An 18,124-nucleotide genomic window follows, 5' to 3' on the forward strand; every position below is an offset into this window, starting at 1 on the left:
CCACACATTCAAAGCATCACCCCAACCTTCAACACCCCCCTCCCCCCACTATGAAGAAGCACGCATGCACACCGTCGACGCACTCCTGAAAAAATACTGGGGTTATACCGCTTTTCTCCCCCATCAGAAAGAGATCATAACATCGGTTCTGGAAGGCCGGGACACGGTGGCGATCATGGCGACGGGGGGCGGGAAGTCGCTCTGCTACCAGCTGCCCGCCCTGTACCTCGGCGGCCTCACCATTGTGATCTCCCCGCTCATCTCGCTCATGAAAGACCAGGTCGACGACCTGAACCTGCGGGGGATCCCCGCGGCCGCCTACAACAGTTCGCTGGAATATCGCGAGCGCAAAGAGATCGAGGAACACCTGAGAGACAACACCCTCAGGCTGCTCTTCATCTCCCCGGAAAAATGCATGCAGCCAAACTTCCTGAATTTCCTCGGCCGCTTCCCGGTCAGCCTCATCGCCATCGACGAGGCGCACTGCATCTCAGAATGGGGACACAACTTCAGACCGGAGTACCGGCAACTCTCCAGGCTGAAAAAACATTTCCCGACCGTTCCCGTCGTCGCCCTGACGGCCACCGCCGTCCCCGAGGTCAGGAACGATATCGTCCGGCAACTCAAGGTATCCGATGCCCGCGAGTTCGTCGGCAGTTTCAACCGCACCAACCTCCGGTACAGCGTGGTCCCGAAGACGAACCCGATGGCCCTGCTCCTGGCCTTCATCGGGAAGCACAGGAACGAATCCGGGATCGTCTACTGTTTCAGCAAGAAGGAGACCGAAGAGATTTCACGGGAACTCAAGAAGTACGGGTACAAGGCGCTCGCCTATCACGCGGGCCTCGCAAAGACCGTCAGAGAGAAGGTCCAGGACGACTTCATCCACGACAACGTGCAGATCGTCTGTGCCACCGTCGCCTTCGGCATGGGCATCGACAAGCCCGACGTCCGCTATGTCGTCCACTACGACCTGCCCAAGACCGTCGAGTCGTATTACCAGGAGACCGGCCGTGCCGGACGGGACGGGCAGTCCAGCGAATGCATTCTCTTCTACAGCCGCGGGGAGTACGGCAAAGTCCGTTCCATGCTCGAACACGACCGATCGAACGAAGGCCACATCCGAATTTCAATCCGCAAATTGCAGGAGATGGTCGACTATTGCGAGACGGTCGGGTGCAGGCGGAAATATCTCCTGCAGTACTTCGGCGAGGAGTATGCCGCGGACAACTGCGGCCTGTGCGACAACTGCGACCATCCCGCCGAGACGGTCGACGGCACGGAATGCGCACGAACGATCATCGCGTGCGTGGAGCATTTGCCGACGAACTTCGGGATCGAACTCATTGCAGACGTGCTGAGGGGTTCGAAAAATGCAAAGATCCGGGACAACCGCTTCGACCTCCTCCCGGTCTACAACACCGGTGCGGAGCACAGCAAAAAGCAGTATAGAACCTGGATCAACGACCTGGTCAGGCAGGGATATCTGGCACGGACCGGAGAGAGGTATCCGGTCATCGCTCTGACAGAGAAGAGCGCGGAGGTCATGGGGGGAGAGACGCGGGTGATGCTCCCCGCGCCTGAAGCCAGTGCAAAGAAACGTGCCAGGCCCCTGAGCAACGAGCCCTCGGATCCGGAAGAGAGGGAATTGTTCCTCCGACTCAAATCCCTGCGCAAGTCGATTGCAGACCGCGACGGCGTGCCGCCCTACATCATATTCCCTGACCGGAGCCTGAGAGAGATGGCCGGCGCCCGTCCCTGCGACAGGGAAAGTTTTGGAAATATTTCAGGCGTCGGAGAGTTCAAACTGGAAAAATACGGCCCTGAATTTATCTCAGCCATCGAGGAGTATGTGCGGGAAAAAGGGGCCTGACCGTCCTCACCACCAACTCTTATATTCCTGCTGCCCATCCCTCCTCTATGCCGCCGCGTATCCTCATCGCCTATGCGACCAAACACGAGACCACCCGCGAGATCGCCGACGCCATCGCCGCCACCCTCAAAGAGCAGGGCATCGACGCCGAGGCACGGCACGTTGGTACGGTGGACACTCTCTCGGGATATGACGGGTTCGTCATCGGTTCTCCCATCTATATGGGAAAGATCCTCAAAGAGGCAAAGCAATTTGTAAACCACTTCGCCGACGCCCTGCATGAGAGACCGGTCGCGGCCTTTGCCGTCGGGATGAGTTGCAAGGACCTGACCGACGAGAACTGCCGGAAGGTGGAGACAGCGATGGAACCGGTCACCGGCCGGATCCGGATCAGAGGGGAGATGGGAATGTTTGCCGGGAGGATGAACCCTTCCTTCGTCCCGGTCATCGGCCGCTTCATGAGATATGACGAGGCGAAGACCGAAGACGCCCGCGACTGGGAGGCGATCCGGGCCTGGGCAGGAAGACTGCTGGAGTGGTTCGGGATTGCTGCGAAATGATCGGGGCAGGCCGTGACGATAATTTGACTTTGTAGAATCGGGCATGAACCCTGGGCTCAAGCATACGGGATGAAAATTTTCTGAGCTGCGCTACGGCGTGTGGGCGGGATCCCAATCCTCGCGACAGGACCTTTGGAAGATCTGGTTTCATCGCCGCCCCCCGTTATCCTCGTCGTGGGGGTCCGGGGGTGCACCCCCGGCGCGAGATTGCGGGAAAGATTTGACGATTTGGGGAGGCCGATCCATCAGAGGAATTTTTTATCCTCTGCGTATCGGCATCAACGTGATATGGAAAGTTGGCTCTGTAGAATTCAGCATGAGGCGAGCGCCCCACCTCAAGCATACGCGATGAAAATATCAGATCAGATCTGGATCGGTTCTTGACCCTCATCCGTGCGTTCGAGGAGCGAATCGAAGTCGAGCATCGTGCCGCCCCCCGGCTATCTTCGTCGTGGGGGGTCCGGGGGGTTTCCCCCCGGCGCGAGACAGCAGGGAAATCTCGACGACTGGGGGCGGCAGATCCATCAGAGGGATTTTCTATCCCCTTCGTATCGGCTTCAACGGAATATGGCGAGTTCAAACTCTCATGCAAACCTGAAGAGAGGATCTTCTGGATCATTTTCATGGAGGTCATCCCAAAACGTCTCTGGCCTTGATAGGTGAGTGGAAGAAGGTTCTGAAGCACGGTGTCGTTCGAGAAATTGTTGCCGCCCCGCCCCTATCTTTGTCGTGGGGGGGGGGTCCGGGGGGTCTCCCCCCGGCAGGAGAAAGCAAGGAAACACTCTTTAATTCTCTCTGTGGGCGGCACGTCGGATCAATCATGCCTTCCTCCGTCACTCGCACCGGGGTTGCCGCCCTCTGACCCCTGCGGTGGCGTGAAGTGGGGAGGGCGGAGGAATGGCCAGAAAGTGTCTCGATCCAGATGATTGATCGAGCCAGGGATACTTTTGGGATATGCTCATGGTAAACCATCCTCTTTTCATCACTTCAACCCCCTGCGAACCAAATCCATCGCCTTCCCTCATGCTTGTGCCGGGGGCGGTTGCCGCCCGGACCCCCGGGATGAAGATAGGGCCGGGAAGGCACAACCAATCGCCATGAAGAACGTACTGCCGTCCACCACCTATCGAATCACGCGGGGGGACCGGGGGGCGGCCAGCCCCCCGCAGAGAGAGCAATCCAGATGATTTCAACAAAACCAGGCAACGGGAAATTTTCATCCTGTATGTTTGAGGCGTGTTCTCGCCTCATGAAAAATTCTACAGAGCCGATAATTTACACCATTCCAGCAGATTTTCGGCAGATCTCCAGCATGTGCCGTAAGAATCAAAGGGCCAGGAAAGACGTTGAATTCCCTGTACCTGTACACAGAGAGAGATAGATCTCTCTCAGTACGGTATTACTGCAGATCGCCCACCCACACAGCATCACCGGTTTTTCGGTGTTCGGGTGTGGGCGTGTGTGTAAATCCAGGAATGCCGGAACGGATCCGAAATATCTGCGTATGGGGGACAAAAGCCCCATCAGATTGCATAAAGGCGTCCGTTGGATGACATCCGTCGTCGCAACCTGCTGAGAACCGCCGTAATAGAAAGGGGTCTGCTGCAAGAGGTTCGCACCGAGAGGCGGCGGCGATCCCGCCAGGATCTTCGATCTGCCTATCCTGGCCCAATCGTAGATTCTTCACCGCAGTCTCGCGCCGGGGGGACAGCGATGGCCCGGTGATCTCCTCATGCTGCTCTGTCGTGATGGGGGGGAGAGGGGCCACTCAGGCCGCACTCTCCTGAACCGCCTCTGCCTTCAGCTTCGCCTCCAGTTGATCGAGAAGTTTTCTGATCTCCTCGATCTCCTTGAGGACACTCGTGTTATCTGAGGTACCAACATCGTCGCCGCCGGTGATCCCGGTGCCCCGCCACTGGGTGAGGACGTCGTCGAGGCTGGTGCCGACATAGGTCTCGCCGCCGTGCGCCACGACGAGCCCGATCTCCATCACCTCGCCGGTCTGGGAGACGACCGGGATGATCCAGACTTCCTGGCCGTCGATGACATACATGATCGGCTGCACGACTTCGAGCCCGGCGGCCATCGCGACCTTCTGGTGCTGCTGGACATTGGCCGCGGCCCCGAAGTCGTTGTAGTAGCCGGGTGCGTTATAGAAGGTGAAGGTGCCGTTCTGCACGTCGCCGAGGACATACCCGACCATCGAGGAGTCCTTGCCCGGTGTGGTGATCGCGCTGAACCAGTACTGGTTCCCGTCGGTGCCCTGGACAAGGTAGACGTCCGGGTCGCCGGCGGAGAGGCTGGCCCCGGCCTCACCGTGCGCGATGTAGACGCTGCCGGTCGGATACTTCAGGTTGCGCTGTCCCCACCAGGAGTTGATCCAGCCGTCCGAATAGGTGCCCCACCAGCCCAGATAGGTCTCGGTGAGGTCTTCGTCATAGACCCGCTGGATCCAGGCGGGCTGTTTTCCGATCTCGTAGAACTCGTTGGTGCCGGTGACCGGGTCGGTGATGACCAGGCCCCGCGGGGTCTCGCCGATGATGCCGTACAGCCCGGGCTGCGAGAGGAGGGTGACCCACTTCGGCGTAGCCTGTTCGTCGATCTGAAAGACCGGGTCGTGGATGATATAGGTGGGATAGTCCTCCCAGATATGCCTGGTCAGGTCGTCTTCCAGGATGGCGTTCGGCGTATAGCGCATCGGTATCCCGGTGACCAGTCTGGGTTCGGCCTTCGGCTCTTCTGCCGAGACGAGGATGTAGCCGTCGGTGCCCTCGCCGGCATAGATGAGGGCCTTGTCGACGGAGTTGTAGTCCAGGGGGACCAGCCAGGTCAGTTCTCCGTTGAGGAACTGGACGTCGGGCTCGAAGACGCCCACTTTGTAACCCAGGTTCCCGATGACCTTGTCGGCCCGCCAGAGGGCGGTTTTGGCCGAGGTCAACCTGATGTGGTCGGTGTCGATGAGGTCGACGGTGGTGTCGGTCGTCTCGACCTGCGGGATCTCGGCGAGGCTCTGGGCCCCGATGATGTATGCCCCCGAGGTGATGAACGGGACCGCGACGAGGGCCACGGTCAGGGCGGCACCGCCGACGACTCCCATCCTCTCGTCATGATGGAGACATGAGGAGGCGAAGGCGCTCATCGCCAGCGAGAGTCCGAGGTAGAAGAGGATCTCAAGCGGGACCAGCGCCGGTGTCGTGGTATACAGAATGACGCCGGAGACGACGGCGCCGAGGGCGATGAGTCCTGGATGGTTGAGTTTGAGTCTCTTGTCTTCTATGCGGACGGCCCAGAACGCCGTCATCAGGAGCCAGAAGAGGACGAGTAGTATGCTCATGGTTGTTGATCTGATTGCTATTGGTGTTAAGGACACTTTACATTGTGGGTGGACTGAGAGACCGTGTGCCTCTCTCATAGTCATCCCGGCGGTCTCAGGGGCAGAGCCCGGTACGAGACGACGAGGGTATGAAGGAGTGGCGATTGAGAGGGAACCCTCCCGACCACCCGGAATAGAGAGGCCAGGACCGATCTGATCTGCTGTCACCTTCAAGGCGGACAAACAAGATATCCCCTTCAAATCGAAGGAATGATGCCCACATGCACAGATACATGAGATTTAATAACCATCACAGAATTTCAAATTTAATACATTTGTATGATTTTTTATTATCTCAAACATCTTTATCGCCCTGCACAACCCTCAATTCATCCCGGATTATTTGAAAATATTTATATCCAATCGTGATGTTCATCATGCGAGGGACCTCTGATGAAAGCAGTGCCCATCATCTGTGTATTGATGCTTATCGCCGCCTGCTGCATTGCAGGATGTGCATCTTCCAGTACAGACGAGGAAAAAGATCAGGAGGGTGCCAGCGGCGCAACAAGCAGTGGCGACTCCGGCCCGAGCGCAGATCTCTCTGCAGGCAAGGAAGAGAGACCGGAGGGAGGAAGCGTCACGGCAGTCGGCTATGAAGCGTTGATCTCCTATCTGCCCGCCGCGCCTTCAGGATGGACTGCTGAAGAACCCTTCGGCATCACCAACCAGATCGACGACGGAACGTGGAGCATGGCAACCATGAGTTATCTCAAGGACGCCGACGAGGAGACGACCGCAGAACTTGTCATCTACGACTCAGCCTACTATGAGGTCGGCGGATGGGAATTCTGGGAGACTAAATTCTCGTACGAGACCACCGACGGTTATCTCAAGTCCGGCAAGGCCCAGGGTTATCCATCATGGGAATCCTATGAGAAAGATTCGCAGATCTATGCACAGTGGATCGGGATCGATGACCGGTTCATGGTCTACGTCTCGGTGGATACGGGATCAAAGGACGATCTCGACACCTTCGTGAATGCTGTCGACTGCAAGGGGATCGCGTCCCTGGGATAAGAGATCCCCCCTCTTTTTCCCGTTCCGAGCCGGGGAGGCTCATCATTTCTCTCAGATGTGCGCCTGATACCGTTGAGGCGGCGGCATCCATCCAGAAAATCACTCTGTAGAATCGGGCATGAACTCCGGGTTCAAGCATACGGGATGAAAATTTCTCGTCGCTTGATCGCTCTCTTTCAAGAGAGGAGAATCGGATGGGATCTAGTTCCATCGCCGCCCCCACCCATCTTCGTCGTGGGGGGTCCGGGGGGTGAAACCCCCCGGTGCGGGATTCCAGGAACGATTCTACGATGAGGGCGGCACATCGGATCATCACGCCTTCCCAAACATCGGTGCCGGGGGCGCTGCCCCCGGACCCCCGGGACGAAGATAGGGCCGGGAAGGCAGAGGCCCGATCATTCAGGAGATGCATCTGCAATCTCTGTATCAGTCCTGAAGGCGGGTGGTGGATTCAAACCATTATGGAAACCTGGAGAGATGATCGTCAGGATCATTTTCATGGTAATTTTCATGAGGCGAGCGCCCGCCTCAAGCATACGCGATGAAAATTTCTTCTCAGAACTGGATCGATTCTTGACCCTCATCCTTCCGTTCAAGGAGCGAATCGAAGTCGAGCATCATGCCGCCCCTCGGCTATCCTCGTCGTGAGGGGTCCGGGGGTTTCCCCAGGCGCGAGACGGCAGTGAAGATTCTACCACAGGGGCGGCACATCGGATCATCACGCCTTCACCAGCATAGGCGTCGGGAGCTCCGCCCCCGGACCCCCAGGATGAAGATTGGGGTGGAAGGCGGAGCAATGAGCATAAAAGGGGGGTTGCAGTCCACCGCCTATCTTCACGCGGGGGGTTCGGGAGGCGGCCATTGAGGGTTGTCCCCTCACGGCCCTACCGCGAGGAAACGAATCATCGATCCTTCCACACCCTAAAATCCTGAGCAATTTTCATCAGGCATGTGTTCGCTTCATGAGCGATTCTACGCGGCTGTCCGAAGGCTCTGGGGAGGGTCTGCCACCAGAGCAATGCCTCAGGCCACATCTCCTCGTCACCGCAGCCCAAAACCCCGGCGAGATGACAGCGACGCCGTCTCTCAGGACAAAAAAAGATCGAAGGCCTCTTCAGGACTCACTCTTCTGAAGTTCCTTCTCGGTCTCTTCAAAGACCGCCACGATCTCAGGTTCGGGCTCGGGCGTCATCTTGCTGACGACATAGATCGCAAGCATCGAGAAGATGAACCCGGGCACGATCTCGTACAGCCCGAAGAACCCGAACCACTTCCAGATCAGGACCGTCAGTCCGCCGACGACGATCCCGGCGAGGGCGCCCTGCCGCGTCGCCCGCTTCCAGAAGAGACCCATCAGGATCACCGGACCGAAGGTCGCGCCGAATCCGGCCCAGGCATAGGAGACGATCTTGAAGACGCTGCTCTCGGGATCGAGGCCGAGGAGGATGGCCAGCACAGCAACGAAAAGAACAGAGAAACGGCTCACCCAGATCAGTTCCTTCTCGCCTGCCTCATGTCTGAAGAAAGACTTGTAGAGATCCTGCGAGACCGCCGAGGCACTGACCAGGAGCTGCGAGGAGGCCGTGCTCATGATCGCCGCGAGGATCCCGCAGAGCACGATACCGGCAAGGAACGAGATGAAGACCTCGCTGGTCATCACCATGAAGACCGTCTCGGCATCAGGGCCCAGAAGAGGTTGGTCCAGAAAGGCGCGGCCGATGAGACCGATCGCAACCGCAGCAAGAAGAGAGATCGTAACCCAGACCATGGCGACCGATCTCGCCTCTCTAATCTCTTCGGGTTTTCTGATCGCCATGAACCTGACCAGAATATGGGGCTGACCGAAATACCCGAGTGCCCATGCGAGACTGGAGATGATCGCGATGGCGGTGAGGGGCAGACCGGTCTCCGCATCCATGAAGGGATTGAGGAGCGCGGGGTCGACCTGCTCGATGCTGGCGACGGTGGCACCGGGTCCGCCAAGAAGGAGGATGGCCATGATCGGGACCATCAGGAGAGCAAAGAACATCAACGTCCCCTGGATGAAATCGGTGAGACAGACCGCCTTGAACCCGCCGGTGAAGGTGTAGGCGACGACGATCAGCGACCCGACCAGCAGCGCGGTGGTGTAGTCGAGTCCGAAGACGGTGTTGAAAAGTTTCCCGCCGGCGACGAACTGCGCCGAGGTGTAGATCAGGAAGAAGATCAGGATAAACACCGCTGCAATCGCACTGATCAGACCGGACTGGTCATTGAAGCGGTTCTTGAAGAAGTCGGGGAGGGTTAGCGAATCGTTTGCTCGCTGGGTATAGATGCGCAGGCGTTTGGCGACGAATTTCCAGTTGAGGAAGGTGCCGACGATGAGCCCGAGCGCCACCCAGACGGCACTCATGCCGGAGAGATAGGCCAACCCCGGCAGGCCGATGAGCAGCCAGCCACTCATATCAGAGGCTTCGGCACTGAGTGCTGCAACATAGCGGTTCAGACCCCGGTTCCCGAGGATGTAATCGCTGACAGTGTTCGTCTTGTTGTAATACAAGAACCCGATGACGACCATTGCGCCCAGGTAGACGATAAATGCGGCTAATATAGCGGTGCCATTACTGAACATGCTCTCTCCTGTAACGAAGGTCTCCGTCCGCCATTCACCCGTATCTTAAAAAAGAGGGCAGAGACTCATCGATTTGTAGAAAGATTCACAGGAACAATATTTATAGGGTTCGGACTTGACTTCGGGGGTACGCGTGATACGGTGGCTTTAAAGAATTTCGATTCGGAAAAAATCATTGATATTCTTGCCAATACAATTTTTCTCTCTTTCATTCATTCTGACAACCGTCACGGGGTCATGATGCCGTCCGGTCGATCATCCGACCGGAGTGCATCGCACTGTGCCGGGGATCTCCGGGCACCAGGGAGCAGAGATACAGAGCATATCCCAGAACTCTCTGAGGTTTGAACACTTCCTCGAAACGAAACATTCCTTCCCAGGCGTTTTGAATGCGGATCTCCCGCCGTGGGGTTGCCATCTCCCCGTTCCCCCGCCACAAAATAGGGAGGAGAACGGCAATCTCCATTTTGGGATCATCAAGGATGCCGTCCCGCCCCCATCGCCATCCCGAAGGGTCCGGGGGCAGCGCCCCCGCACGATCGATCGGGAAGGCCAGAGATGCTTCTTTGCGCTACGAGAAGGCGAGGATCTCTCAACCATCGTCCATCGCCATCTTCAGCGAGGGGAAGGCCGGAGTGTTTTGGGATGACCTCGCAGAATAATTGTCCGACCGATGAAGGGCCCTCAGGCCATTATCGGCGCTTTTATATATTTCTACGTCGAGCATCTGTCAGCGGTCTCCTCTGACACGATTGAAACTCATGTATGGTCTGGAGGCTGCTGTTCAATAGAATTCAATTTCATTGCTATCAGTCCTATCTTGCAGTAGCGATCCAATCAATAGGGCCGCCATGACGCGGCCCCCAAATTTGTATCATAATTCTCAAGAGCGGTAGCGATGGTCTTTCTTACCGCAGTCCCACCATCTCCCCCAGCGCCGCCATCGAGTCAATGATCGCATCGGGCGCTACCTTTGCGTTCTGCACCGCCTCCTCCCGATACTTCCCGGTCCTCACCAGGACCGCCTGCATCCCGGCATCTTTGGCCCCGCCGATGTCGGTGGCGATGTCGTCCCCGATCATGACCGCCTCCTCCGGAGCCACACCCATGTCGTCAAGGGCAAGGGTGAAGAAGGCTTTGGAGGGTTTCCCGACAAGATGGGCTCCGGTCCCGGCGGCGTACTCGAGGGCCGCCACATAGGGGCCGGCGGAGAGCATGAAGTCCGCCGCGCCCCGCCAGTAGCGGTCTTTCTCGAGGGCGATGAAAGCGGCACCGCCGAGGAGGAGGCGGAGGGCGCGGTTCATCGACTCATACGTGAAGTCGTCGCCGGCGTCCCCCACAACGACGAACCTGGCACCGTCCGCACCGAGCGGGATCCCGGCCGCCGAGAAGTCGGCGTGCACATCGCCGGTGGCGAGCAGAAAACACCGGCCGCCGCCGCGCTGTTCGATCTCCCGCACGGCCGCGAGCGCCGGGGTGAAGATGAAAGCTTCCGGGATCTCGTACCCCAGTTCCCTGAGCCTGGCCGCCAGCGAGGCGCGGGAGCGGCGAGTCGTGTTGGAGACGCACCTGAAGGGAACTCCGGCCTCCTGCAACGCGTTCACCGCCGCCGCCCCGCCGGGAACCGGCACGCCGGCGACATGGAGCACCCCTTCGATATCGAGCAGCACCGCCTTTGCGTCGATCATCGTCCTTCGATCGGCACAGGAGATAAAAAAAACCATATCCTTCCACACCCGGTCCGGGGCACCGGAAGTCAGTCGCGGATCAATCCCTCCTGCTATGATATCGAGATGTTTATATGCACCAATACATCTATTCCCTGTTGGAATGGATACCAAATCAGATTCAATCGCACTTTTCATCGATTTTGACAATATCGAGATCGGGATTAAGCGAGAATATAACCGAAATTTCTCCATCGGACCGATTATAAAAGAACTCTCAGAGAGGGGCACCGTCGTCGTCAGGAGGGCGTACGGCGACTGGGTATCTTATCAGACCTATCGCGAAGGTCTCATCGAACACGGGATCGAACTGATCGAACGGACCGTCATCACCAACAGCGGAAAGAATGGTGCGGACATTAAGATCGCCATCGACGCCGTCGACCTGGCCCTGAAGAACGACTTCATCAGTACTTTTGCGATCGTATCCGGAGACAGCGATTTTCTCCCGCTCATCCAGAAGTTGAGAGAATATGGCAAATATGTGACGGTGATCAGCGGGGACGGTTTTACCAGTCCGTTTATTATGAAAAATTGCGACAAGTTCATCTCATACGAGACGATCGCCGGGATCGAGAAACCCCATGAACAGAAGAAGAAGTTGAAAGATGCGATCGAACTGCTCGAGAAGGTCATCCTCTCCAGGGTCGACGAAGGACGGGGACTGCACCTGGCCGCGATCAAGAACCAGATGCTCAGACTCGATCCTTCATTCAACGAGAAGTCCTACGGCTTTTCCAATTTTGGAACATTTATCCGGTACATCGGCGACGAGTGTCTCCTCCCGATAAAAATCCACTCCAGGGACAGCGGAGACTGGTACCTCGACTACTTCTCCGACGACGACGAGATGATCACCTCAGAGGAATATCAGCAGCGCGAACCCAATATCCTGGAATGGGAGGTCATTTTCGAGACGATAGAACGGTGTTTCCACGAGGGCGAGGGCAAGTATACCCAGGGATGGTATCAGTACCTCATCGCATACCTGACGCAGCAGAGGCGGGAAGGAAAGATCGGTCTGGACCAGAGCAGTCTGCGGGCGGCACTCCACCGTCTCGTCGACTCGGGTATATTGATCCGGAAAAACCCGGAGAAAAGCCTTGAGAAATCGGTGTTTCAACTGTCCGGGATCTATGCACAGAAAAAGGCGGCATTCATGGACGATCTCTCTCGCGGCCCCTGAGAGTGGCCGCCGACACCCCTATATCTCGCGGTCCCCATCTCGGCGCGGGGGGAGATGATGCAAGAAGAAGATGCAGCCCGACCGCCCACCAGGATCGTGCCGGTACCTCTGCAGATGGTGAGCGCCTATCTGGTGATGGAAGAAGGAGTGATCGTGGTCGACACCGGGTATCCAGGGAGCGAGGAGACGATCCTCGAAAAACTCCGGGAGGCGGGCGCGGCTCCCGAGGACGTCACCCTCATCCTCCTGACACATTGCCATGCCGACCATGCCGGGAGCGCTGCGGCCCTGCGACTGAAGACCGGGGGCAGGATCGCGATACATCGTCAGGACGCCGAAAATCTCAGGAACGGTCTTCAGGGCCGGATCCGTCCGCTCAATCTGGTGGGGAGACTGACCGGGTGGTTCTTCGAGCGCGAGGCGTACTCCAGGTACCCGGCCTGCGATCCCGACATCCTCATCCAGGACGAACTCGACCTGGCACCCTTCGGCGTCAGGGGCAGGGTGATCACGACGCCCGGCCACACCGCCGGGAGTGTCTCGGTCATCCTGGAGAGCGGCGACGCTCTCGTCGGCGACCTCATCATCCCTTCGGTCCTCTCAGGAAAGCCCGGCGTCCCCTTCTGGGGCGAAAGCCGAGAGGAGATCAGGGAAAGCGTCAGAAAAGTGCTGGCCTGCGGGCCCGAGCGGGTCCATCTCGCGCACGGGGGGATGTGCCAGGCCACGGCGGTGAGAGAGGCGTTCGGGCGCTGATGGGAGAGGCCGCAGAAAAAAGGCATTGTAGAGTCTTGTAGATGTCTTGAGGATAGGGATCAGCCCACACGCTGGAGCGCTGCTCTGAAAATATCATCTCAGAACTGGATCGATTCTTGACCCTCATCCTTCCGTTCGAGGAGCGAATCGAAGTCGATCATCATGCCGCCCCTCGGCTATCTTCGTCGTGGGGGGTCCGGGGGGCAAGGCCCCCCGGCGCGAGATGGCAGGGAAATCTCGACGATTGGGGGCGGCCGATCCATCAGAAGAATTCTCTATCCTCTGCGTATTGGCTTCAACGGGATATGGCGAGTTCAAACTCTCATGAAAACCTGAAGAGAGGATCGTCAGGATCATTTTCATGGAGGTCATCCCAAAACTTCTCTGGCCTTGATAGGTGAGGAGAAGAAATTTCTGAAGCACGGCGTCGTTCAAGAGATTATTGCCGCCCCACCCCCATCTTCGTCGTGGGGGGGTCCGGGGGGTCTCCCCCCGGCAGGAGAGAGCAAGGAACCATTCTTTATGCTCTCTGTGGGCGGCACGTCTGATCGGTCTGCCTTCCTCCGTCACTCACACGGGGGGCGTTGCCTCTGGAAACCTCAGGATGGCAATTGAAGCAGGGAAGGCAGATGAACGGCCGAAAAGAGTCTTGATCCGGATGATTGATCGAACTCCGGCTACTTTTGGGATATGCTCATGGTAAATCATCGTGACGGTTCTCTTCGACGGGGGGCCTGCCGCCCCCGAACCCCCGCACGAAGAGAGGCGGTGGACGGCAACCCCCCTTTCAGGATCATTGCTCCGTCTTCCGCCCCAATTTTCATCCAGGGGGTCCGGGGCGGAGCCCCCGGCATAAGCATGAAGGAAGGCGATGGATGAAGGTCACAGGGGGGTTGAGGTGATGAAAAGAGGGTGTTTTCTACAGAGCCGAAAAAAGAGAATTCGTCTCACCGGTTGGCCGGTGTCGCAAAGGTGAGGCAGGTTCCGCCGATGAGGCGGACGCTGCCGATGCTCTTGCCCTTCATGCGCTCGACGACGGCCTTTGCCGACTCCTCGGGCACTTCGACAAAGGTGTTGGTCTCTTCGATCCGGATCGCCCCGATAGACCGTCCGGAGATCCCGGTCTCACCGGCCAGGGCCCCCACGATATCTTTGGGCCTGAGGTTGCGGTCTTTGCCGGCGTTGAGGTGAAGACGGACCATCCCTGCCTCCACCTCGCTTCTGTCCTCAGGTTCCGCACCTGTTGCCGCCGATTTTTGCCGCGTCCCGTGACTGAGCGTCATCTTCAGGAGGGCCGCCGCGACGTCCCTGGGAGAGAGATCGTCCTCGCCGATCACCTGGTCGATGATCCCGGCGTACCGGTCGAGGTCCCCGTCCTCGATCGTCTGCCTGACTTTCTCGGCCAGGTTGCGCATTCTGCTCTTCTCGACGTCACGCTCGGTCGGGACCGGAAGGTTGTGGATCCTGGCCCTGGAGTGGCGTTCGATCGCCTTCAGCCGGTACCCGTCCCGCGGTCCGACAAAGGTGATCGCCCGGCCGCCGCGCCCGGCCCTGGCCGTCCGCCCGATCCGGTGGACATAATACTCGATGTCCTGCGGGAGGTCGTAGTTGATGACCAGTTCCACGTCCTCGACATCGATCCCCCTGGCGGCGACGTCGGTGGCGATGAGCACATCGATGGCGTCGTTCCTGAACCTGCCCATCACCCGGTCGCGCTGCATCTGCTTCATCCCGCCGTGGAGGGCCTCGGCCCTGACCCCCAGGGCATGGAGTTGCGCAGTGAGGTCGTCCACTCCCTGCTTGGTGTTGCAGAAGACGATCGTGAGTTCGGGGTTGTAGATCTGGAGGAGCCTGGAGAGCACCTCCGGCTTCTCCTTCCCCCGCACCTTCACCGAGAGTTGCTCGACCTGCGGGACGGTCATCTCTTTCTGCTGCACCCGCACAAATGCCGGATCCCGCTGGAACCGGCGCGAGATCTCACGGATCGGTCTGGGCATCGTCGCCGAGAAGAGGACGGTCTGGCGGTCTTCCGGGGTCTCCGAGAGGATCCGCTCGATGTCCTCCCTGAAACCCATGTCCAGCATCTGGTCGGCCTCGTCGAGGACGACGGTCTGCACAGCGTCAAGGGAGAGGGTGCCGCGCTCCAGGTGATCGATCACCCGTCCCGGCGTCCCGACGATGATCTGCGCCCCGCGCCGCAGTGCTCCGAACTGCCGCCCGATCGGCTGCCCGCCGTAGATCGGGACGACCGAGAGATTTCCCTCGTAGCGAGAAAGCCTTCTGATCTCGCCGGAGGTCTGGAGGGCGAGTTCGCGCGTCGGAGAGAGGATCAGCGCCTGCGTCCTGGGGTCTTCAGGAGCGATCTTTTCGACGAGCGGAATCCCGAATGCCGCCGTCTTGCCCGTACCGGTCTGGGCCTGACCGGTAACGTCATTTCCTTCCAGTATCTTTGGAATAGCGAGTTTCTGGATGGGTGTTGGCTCCTCAAAGCCCATATCTTCTATTGCCTTGAGGATATTCGGGGAGATGGAAAAACTTGAGAAGCCACAATATTCTTGCATTCCTTACAAGTGTGTGCTCACCCCTCATTAGGTACCATGTCAGGGCAGGGACAAATTCCTCTCTCCGGCCCTTTTTCTGAAAACCTCTATCCCGGATGATGCTCATCAGGGTTCCAGAAGACGGAGATATAGAGCTCTTTATCGCATATTGCTCCCATTACGGCCATATTCATCTCCTCGCGCGGGCGGGCGCGGGGGCGCGGAGGAGGGAGGACTTGAGGCCGAACGCTATCGGGAGCCTGAGACGCTCCCTCCTGCTATGATCGAGAATATGGGCACAACAGCCTTCCAGCATGAATTTGCGCAGGTATCGGTCATCGATCGAAACCCTCTCGCCGAGGCCTGCAGTCACGCTTCTCCACCATGGAATAATCACCGCCGGGTTGCCGTACATCTTCGGGAAAAATATATTAGATCAACCCGCGGCACGCGAGGAAGTAGGCCATCAGGGTCTCGAGTCCCCAGATGTACTCGGCGGCGTCGACCGAACGGATCTGTCCACTGATCTCTCTCACCCGTCGATGGTCCTCCTCCCACTCTTCCATAAGCCGTTCCTCCACGTTTGCATCCCTGAGATAGGAGAGGAAGGCTGCATCGTCACCCGAGGCGCGGTGGGCGGCGATGTCGGCAGGCGTGATGAGCCCGTAGGCCAGCGCCCAGCTCATCACCCCGGAGGAGTAGTCGCCTTCCCCGACCTCCCGCTCCCAGGTGCCGACCCAGTTGCCGATCCTGACCATCTGCTGACCGTACCAGACCAGTTCCCTGAGATAGGGGAGGTCTTCCTTCCTGAGGGCAGGCGAGTACAGGACGTCCACCGTCCCGCAGATGTAGATGGTCATGTTGTGCGAGTTGTAGGAGAGGTTCTCGGCATGGCTGATCGCCTCGGGGTGCCGGTTGATGAGATAGGCGTACCTGAACGAGTTCCAGGTCTGGACAAGATCGAAGAAGAAGAGGTCGCCGAACTCGGCCCAGCGCGGCGCCGCTTCCACCCTGGCATAGATCTCGTCGAAGAGCGCGGCGAGGTAGCGGACCCGGCGCGCCTCTTCGGGCTTCAGGTCGCCCGGCACCTGCAGGTCGTCGCGCCTGAACGGGACCTGGAGCATCACCTCAAGCAGCCGCCGGTTCTGATGCCGGTCGGAGACGTCGTCGGTCACCGTCGTGGCCAGGATGATGAAGAGTTTGACCAGCGCCGCATCCCGGCGGCATGCCGGGGGGACAGAGGAGAAACCGAAGGCCGGATCCTCCTCGTACAGGATCTTCCAGCACCACTGCCAGAGAAACCGGTTCCGTTCACCGAAGTGTTCCTCATATTCGGGGAGGACGGCCACAAATTCTTCCGGGAGTTCGACCGCCGCGATCCCCTCCCTCAACAAGCCTTTCTCGGCGTCTGCATAGGTGCAGACCGCACTGATTACCGTCTCGTTCTCGAGCATCTCAGCACCTCCTGACCAGACCGGGGCCGGAAAGAGGTCGGGGGGGTCCGGACCGTCGGGACGCAGGCACTCGGTCTGGATCCTGATCATATCGTCCGCACTATAAATATATTTGTAAAATAATATATCCCATTTAATGTTCCATTCCTGATTCCAAACGGGCGAGAATCTGCTGATCCCCCGGAAGAAGGCCGGCACGCTTCACGGCCTTCACCGCCCGCGAGACCGTATGCACTGCCGGGTTGGTGACCCTGAAATGGATTGTCCCTTCCCTGAGGTGGGCAAGGAGGTCTTTCGGTCCATCGAAGGGTTCGAGTTCGACGAAAGTTCGGCAGAGTTCGAAGGGAAGATGTGCGTCCGAACCGGCGGAGAGCATTTTATTGTGGGTCATGGCGTATGTCTCTGCCGTGCCGTTCGCCTCCGGCGAGACGTTCCTGGCATTGTAGCCCTCGATGATATCGACCCGGCCGATGACCTCATCCAGGGCGCGCCTCTCGATGGCGCTCGACCTGAAGGTGCAGAAGGGGTGGGGGACGATCGAGATGGCGCCCTGCTCCCTGATCAGGTCGACGGTCTCGGCGGCGGAGAGACCAGGGGGGATCTCCTCGGTGAGGAAGGCGCCGATCACCTCCCCCTCGGCCGTCGAGATCTCCTCGGCACGGATGAAAGGTACGTCGGGGTCGACCGCTCTGATCCGGCGGTAGACCTCTTCGGAGCCGCGGACGGTGTCGTGGTCGCAGACCAGGGCAAGGACCCGGCGTGTCTGCCATGCCCGGACGACGGCGTCGGTCCCGACGACGGCATCAGGCGAGTAAGAGGTGTGGACATGCATGTCAAGCCTGGCGCGTCCAGCGTCTGCAGCGGTCGTCTGAACGCGATCAACCGGCCCGTTCCACAATGACATGAATAGAAATCATGGCCCCCAAATTATAGAGGTGCCCGATGGATCTTCTGGGGCCCTCTATAAAATATAGAGTTCGCGGCGACGTTCGACCGCCACCTGTATATGCCAGGAATGGCAGGATCA

General features: G+C 58.6%; 14 protein-coding genes. 5 read left to right on the forward strand and 9 right to left on the reverse strand.

What is annotated here, in order from left to right:
- Positions 1–64 precede the first annotated feature (64 nt).
- On the forward strand, positions 65–1,873 hold the full coding sequence (recQ, locus tag E2N92_RS02520) for a DNA helicase RecQ (protein WP_220682133.1): 1,809 nt from the start codon (positions 65–67) through the stop codon (positions 1,871–1,873).
- Between the two features lie 47 nt (positions 1,874–1,920).
- Positions 1,921–2,433 (forward strand): flavodoxin domain-containing protein, encoded by a 513-nt coding sequence (locus E2N92_RS02525; protein WP_220682134.1) that lies wholly within the window; start codon positions 1,921–1,923, stop codon positions 2,431–2,433.
- Between the two features lie 1,768 nt (positions 2,434–4,201).
- Here the strand turns inward: E2N92_RS02525 and E2N92_RS02530 are convergent.
- Positions 4,202–5,767: a hypothetical protein gene (locus tag E2N92_RS02530; RefSeq protein WP_220682135.1), complete on the reverse strand. Its 1,566-nt coding sequence runs from the start codon at positions 5,765–5,767 to the stop codon at positions 4,202–4,204.
- 432 nt (positions 5,768–6,199) lie between these two features.
- Here E2N92_RS02530 and E2N92_RS02535 point away from each other — a divergent pair, with 432 nt between their 5' ends.
- Positions 6,200–6,826: a hypothetical protein gene (locus E2N92_RS02535; protein WP_220682136.1), complete on the forward strand. Its 627-nt coding sequence runs from the start codon at positions 6,200–6,202 to the stop codon at positions 6,824–6,826.
- Positions 6,827–7,940: 1,114 nt separating this feature from the next.
- On the opposite strand, the gene putP is transcribed toward E2N92_RS02535, so the two are convergent.
- The 3 genes from putP to E2N92_RS02545 all read right to left on the reverse strand — a co-directional run bounded on the left by putP (position 7,941) and on the right by E2N92_RS02545 (position 11,125).
- Positions 7,941–9,437 (reverse strand): sodium/proline symporter PutP, encoded by a 1,497-nt coding sequence (putP, locus tag E2N92_RS02540; RefSeq protein ID WP_220682137.1) that lies wholly within the window; start codon positions 9,435–9,437, stop codon positions 7,941–7,943.
- Between the two features lie 592 nt (positions 9,438–10,029).
- Positions 10,030–10,164: a hypothetical protein gene (locus E2N92_RS13685; RefSeq protein ID WP_281425791.1), complete on the reverse strand. Its 135-nt coding sequence runs from the start codon at positions 10,162–10,164 to the stop codon at positions 10,030–10,032.
- Positions 10,165–10,345: 181 nt separating this feature from the next.
- On the reverse strand, positions 10,346–11,125 hold the full coding sequence (locus E2N92_RS02545) for a TIGR01458 family HAD-type hydrolase (protein ID WP_220682138.1): 780 nt from the start codon (positions 11,123–11,125) through the stop codon (positions 10,346–10,348).
- A gap of 142 nt (positions 11,126–11,267) precedes the next feature.
- Here E2N92_RS02545 and E2N92_RS02550 point away from each other — a divergent pair, with 142 nt between their 5' ends.
- Together E2N92_RS02550 and E2N92_RS02555 are read left to right on the forward strand one after the other, a co-directional pair.
- Complete coding sequence (locus E2N92_RS02550; RefSeq protein ID WP_220682139.1) at positions 11,268–12,350, forward strand: NYN domain-containing protein; 1,083 nt, start codon at positions 11,268–11,270, stop codon at positions 12,348–12,350.
- Positions 12,351–12,407: 57 nt separating this feature from the next.
- Entirely contained in the window at positions 12,408–13,103 is a 696-nt protein-coding gene (locus E2N92_RS02555) for an MBL fold metallo-hydrolase (protein WP_220682140.1), read from the forward strand.
- Between the two features lie 947 nt (positions 13,104–14,050).
- Here E2N92_RS02555 and E2N92_RS02560 read toward each other — a convergent pair.
- The 5 genes from E2N92_RS02560 to E2N92_RS02580 form a co-directional block, all read right to left on the reverse strand.
- Complete coding sequence (locus E2N92_RS02560) at positions 14,051–15,598, reverse strand: DEAD/DEAH box helicase (protein ID WP_246589285.1); 1,548 nt, start codon at positions 15,596–15,598, stop codon at positions 14,051–14,053.
- Positions 15,588–15,770, reverse strand: a complete 183-nt coding sequence (locus tag E2N92_RS02565) for a hypothetical protein (protein WP_220683041.1) — start codon at positions 15,768–15,770, stop codon at positions 15,588–15,590. Before E2N92_RS02565 ends, E2N92_RS02560 begins: the two co-directional genes overlap by 11 nt.
- A 63-nt stretch (positions 15,771–15,833) precedes the next feature.
- A complete protein-coding gene (locus E2N92_RS02570; RefSeq protein ID WP_220682142.1) occupies positions 15,834–16,058 on the reverse strand; it encodes a hypothetical protein in 225 nt (74 codons plus the stop codon).
- Positions 16,059–16,074: 16 nt separating this feature from the next.
- Positions 16,075–17,187, reverse strand: a complete 1,113-nt coding sequence (locus tag E2N92_RS02575; protein WP_220682143.1) for a hypothetical protein — start codon at positions 17,185–17,187, stop codon at positions 16,075–16,077.
- A gap of 43 nt (positions 17,188–17,230) precedes the next feature.
- Positions 17,231–18,001, reverse strand: coding sequence for a PHP domain-containing protein (locus tag E2N92_RS02580; protein WP_220682144.1), 771 nt, complete (start codon positions 17,999–18,001; stop codon positions 17,231–17,233).
- Between the last annotated feature and the right edge of the window lie 123 nt (positions 18,002–18,124).

Source organism: Methanofollis formosanus (assembly GCF_019633745.1).
GTDB lineage: Archaea > Halobacteriota > Methanomicrobia > Methanomicrobiales > Methanofollaceae > Methanofollis > Methanofollis formosanus.

What these genes read in the sequence shown, in the direction of transcription:
- E2N92_RS02580 (WP_220682144.1), bottom strand. Translation starts at nt 18,001, where the DNA reads ATGTCATTGTGGAACGGGCCGGTTGATCGCGTTCAGACGACCGCTGCA.
- E2N92_RS02525 (WP_220682134.1), top strand. Translation starts at nt 1,921, where the DNA reads ATGCCGCCGCGTATCCTCATCGCCTATGCGACCAAACACGAGACCACC.
- recQ (WP_220682133.1), top strand. Translation starts at nt 65, where the DNA reads ATGCACACCGTCGACGCACTCCTGAAAAAATACTGGGGTTATACCGCT.
- putP (WP_220682137.1), bottom strand. Translation starts at nt 9,437, where the DNA reads ATGTTCAGTAATGGCACCGCTATATTAGCCGCATTTATCGTCTACCTG.
- E2N92_RS02560 (WP_246589285.1), bottom strand. Translation starts at nt 15,598, where the DNA reads ATGGGCTTTGAGGAGCCAACACCCATCCAGAAACTCGCTATTCCAAAG.
- E2N92_RS02555 (WP_220682140.1), top strand. Translation starts at nt 12,408, where the DNA reads ATGCAAGAAGAAGATGCAGCCCGACCGCCCACCAGGATCGTGCCGGTA.
- E2N92_RS02550 (WP_220682139.1), top strand. Translation starts at nt 11,268, where the DNA reads ATGGATACCAAATCAGATTCAATCGCACTTTTCATCGATTTTGACAAT.
- E2N92_RS02570 (WP_220682142.1), bottom strand. Translation starts at nt 16,058, where the DNA reads ATGTACGGCAACCCGGCGGTGATTATTCCATGGTGGAGAAGCGTGACT.
- E2N92_RS02530 (WP_220682135.1), bottom strand. Translation starts at nt 5,767, where the DNA reads ATGAGCATACTACTCGTCCTCTTCTGGCTCCTGATGACGGCGTTCTGG.
- E2N92_RS02545 (WP_220682138.1), bottom strand. Translation starts at nt 11,125, where the DNA reads ATGATCGACGCAAAGGCGGTGCTGCTCGATATCGAAGGGGTGCTCCAT.
- E2N92_RS02565 (WP_220683041.1), bottom strand. Translation starts at nt 15,770, where the DNA reads ATGAGCATCATCCGGGATAGAGGTTTTCAGAAAAAGGGCCGGAGAGAG.
- E2N92_RS02575 (WP_220682143.1), bottom strand. Translation starts at nt 17,187, where the DNA reads ATGATCAGGATCCAGACCGAGTGCCTGCGTCCCGACGGTCCGGACCCC.
- E2N92_RS13685 (WP_281425791.1), bottom strand. Translation starts at nt 10,164, where the DNA reads ATGCTCGACGTAGAAATATATAAAAGCGCCGATAATGGCCTGAGGGCC.
- E2N92_RS02535 (WP_220682136.1), top strand. Translation starts at nt 6,200, where the DNA reads ATGAAAGCAGTGCCCATCATCTGTGTATTGATGCTTATCGCCGCCTGC.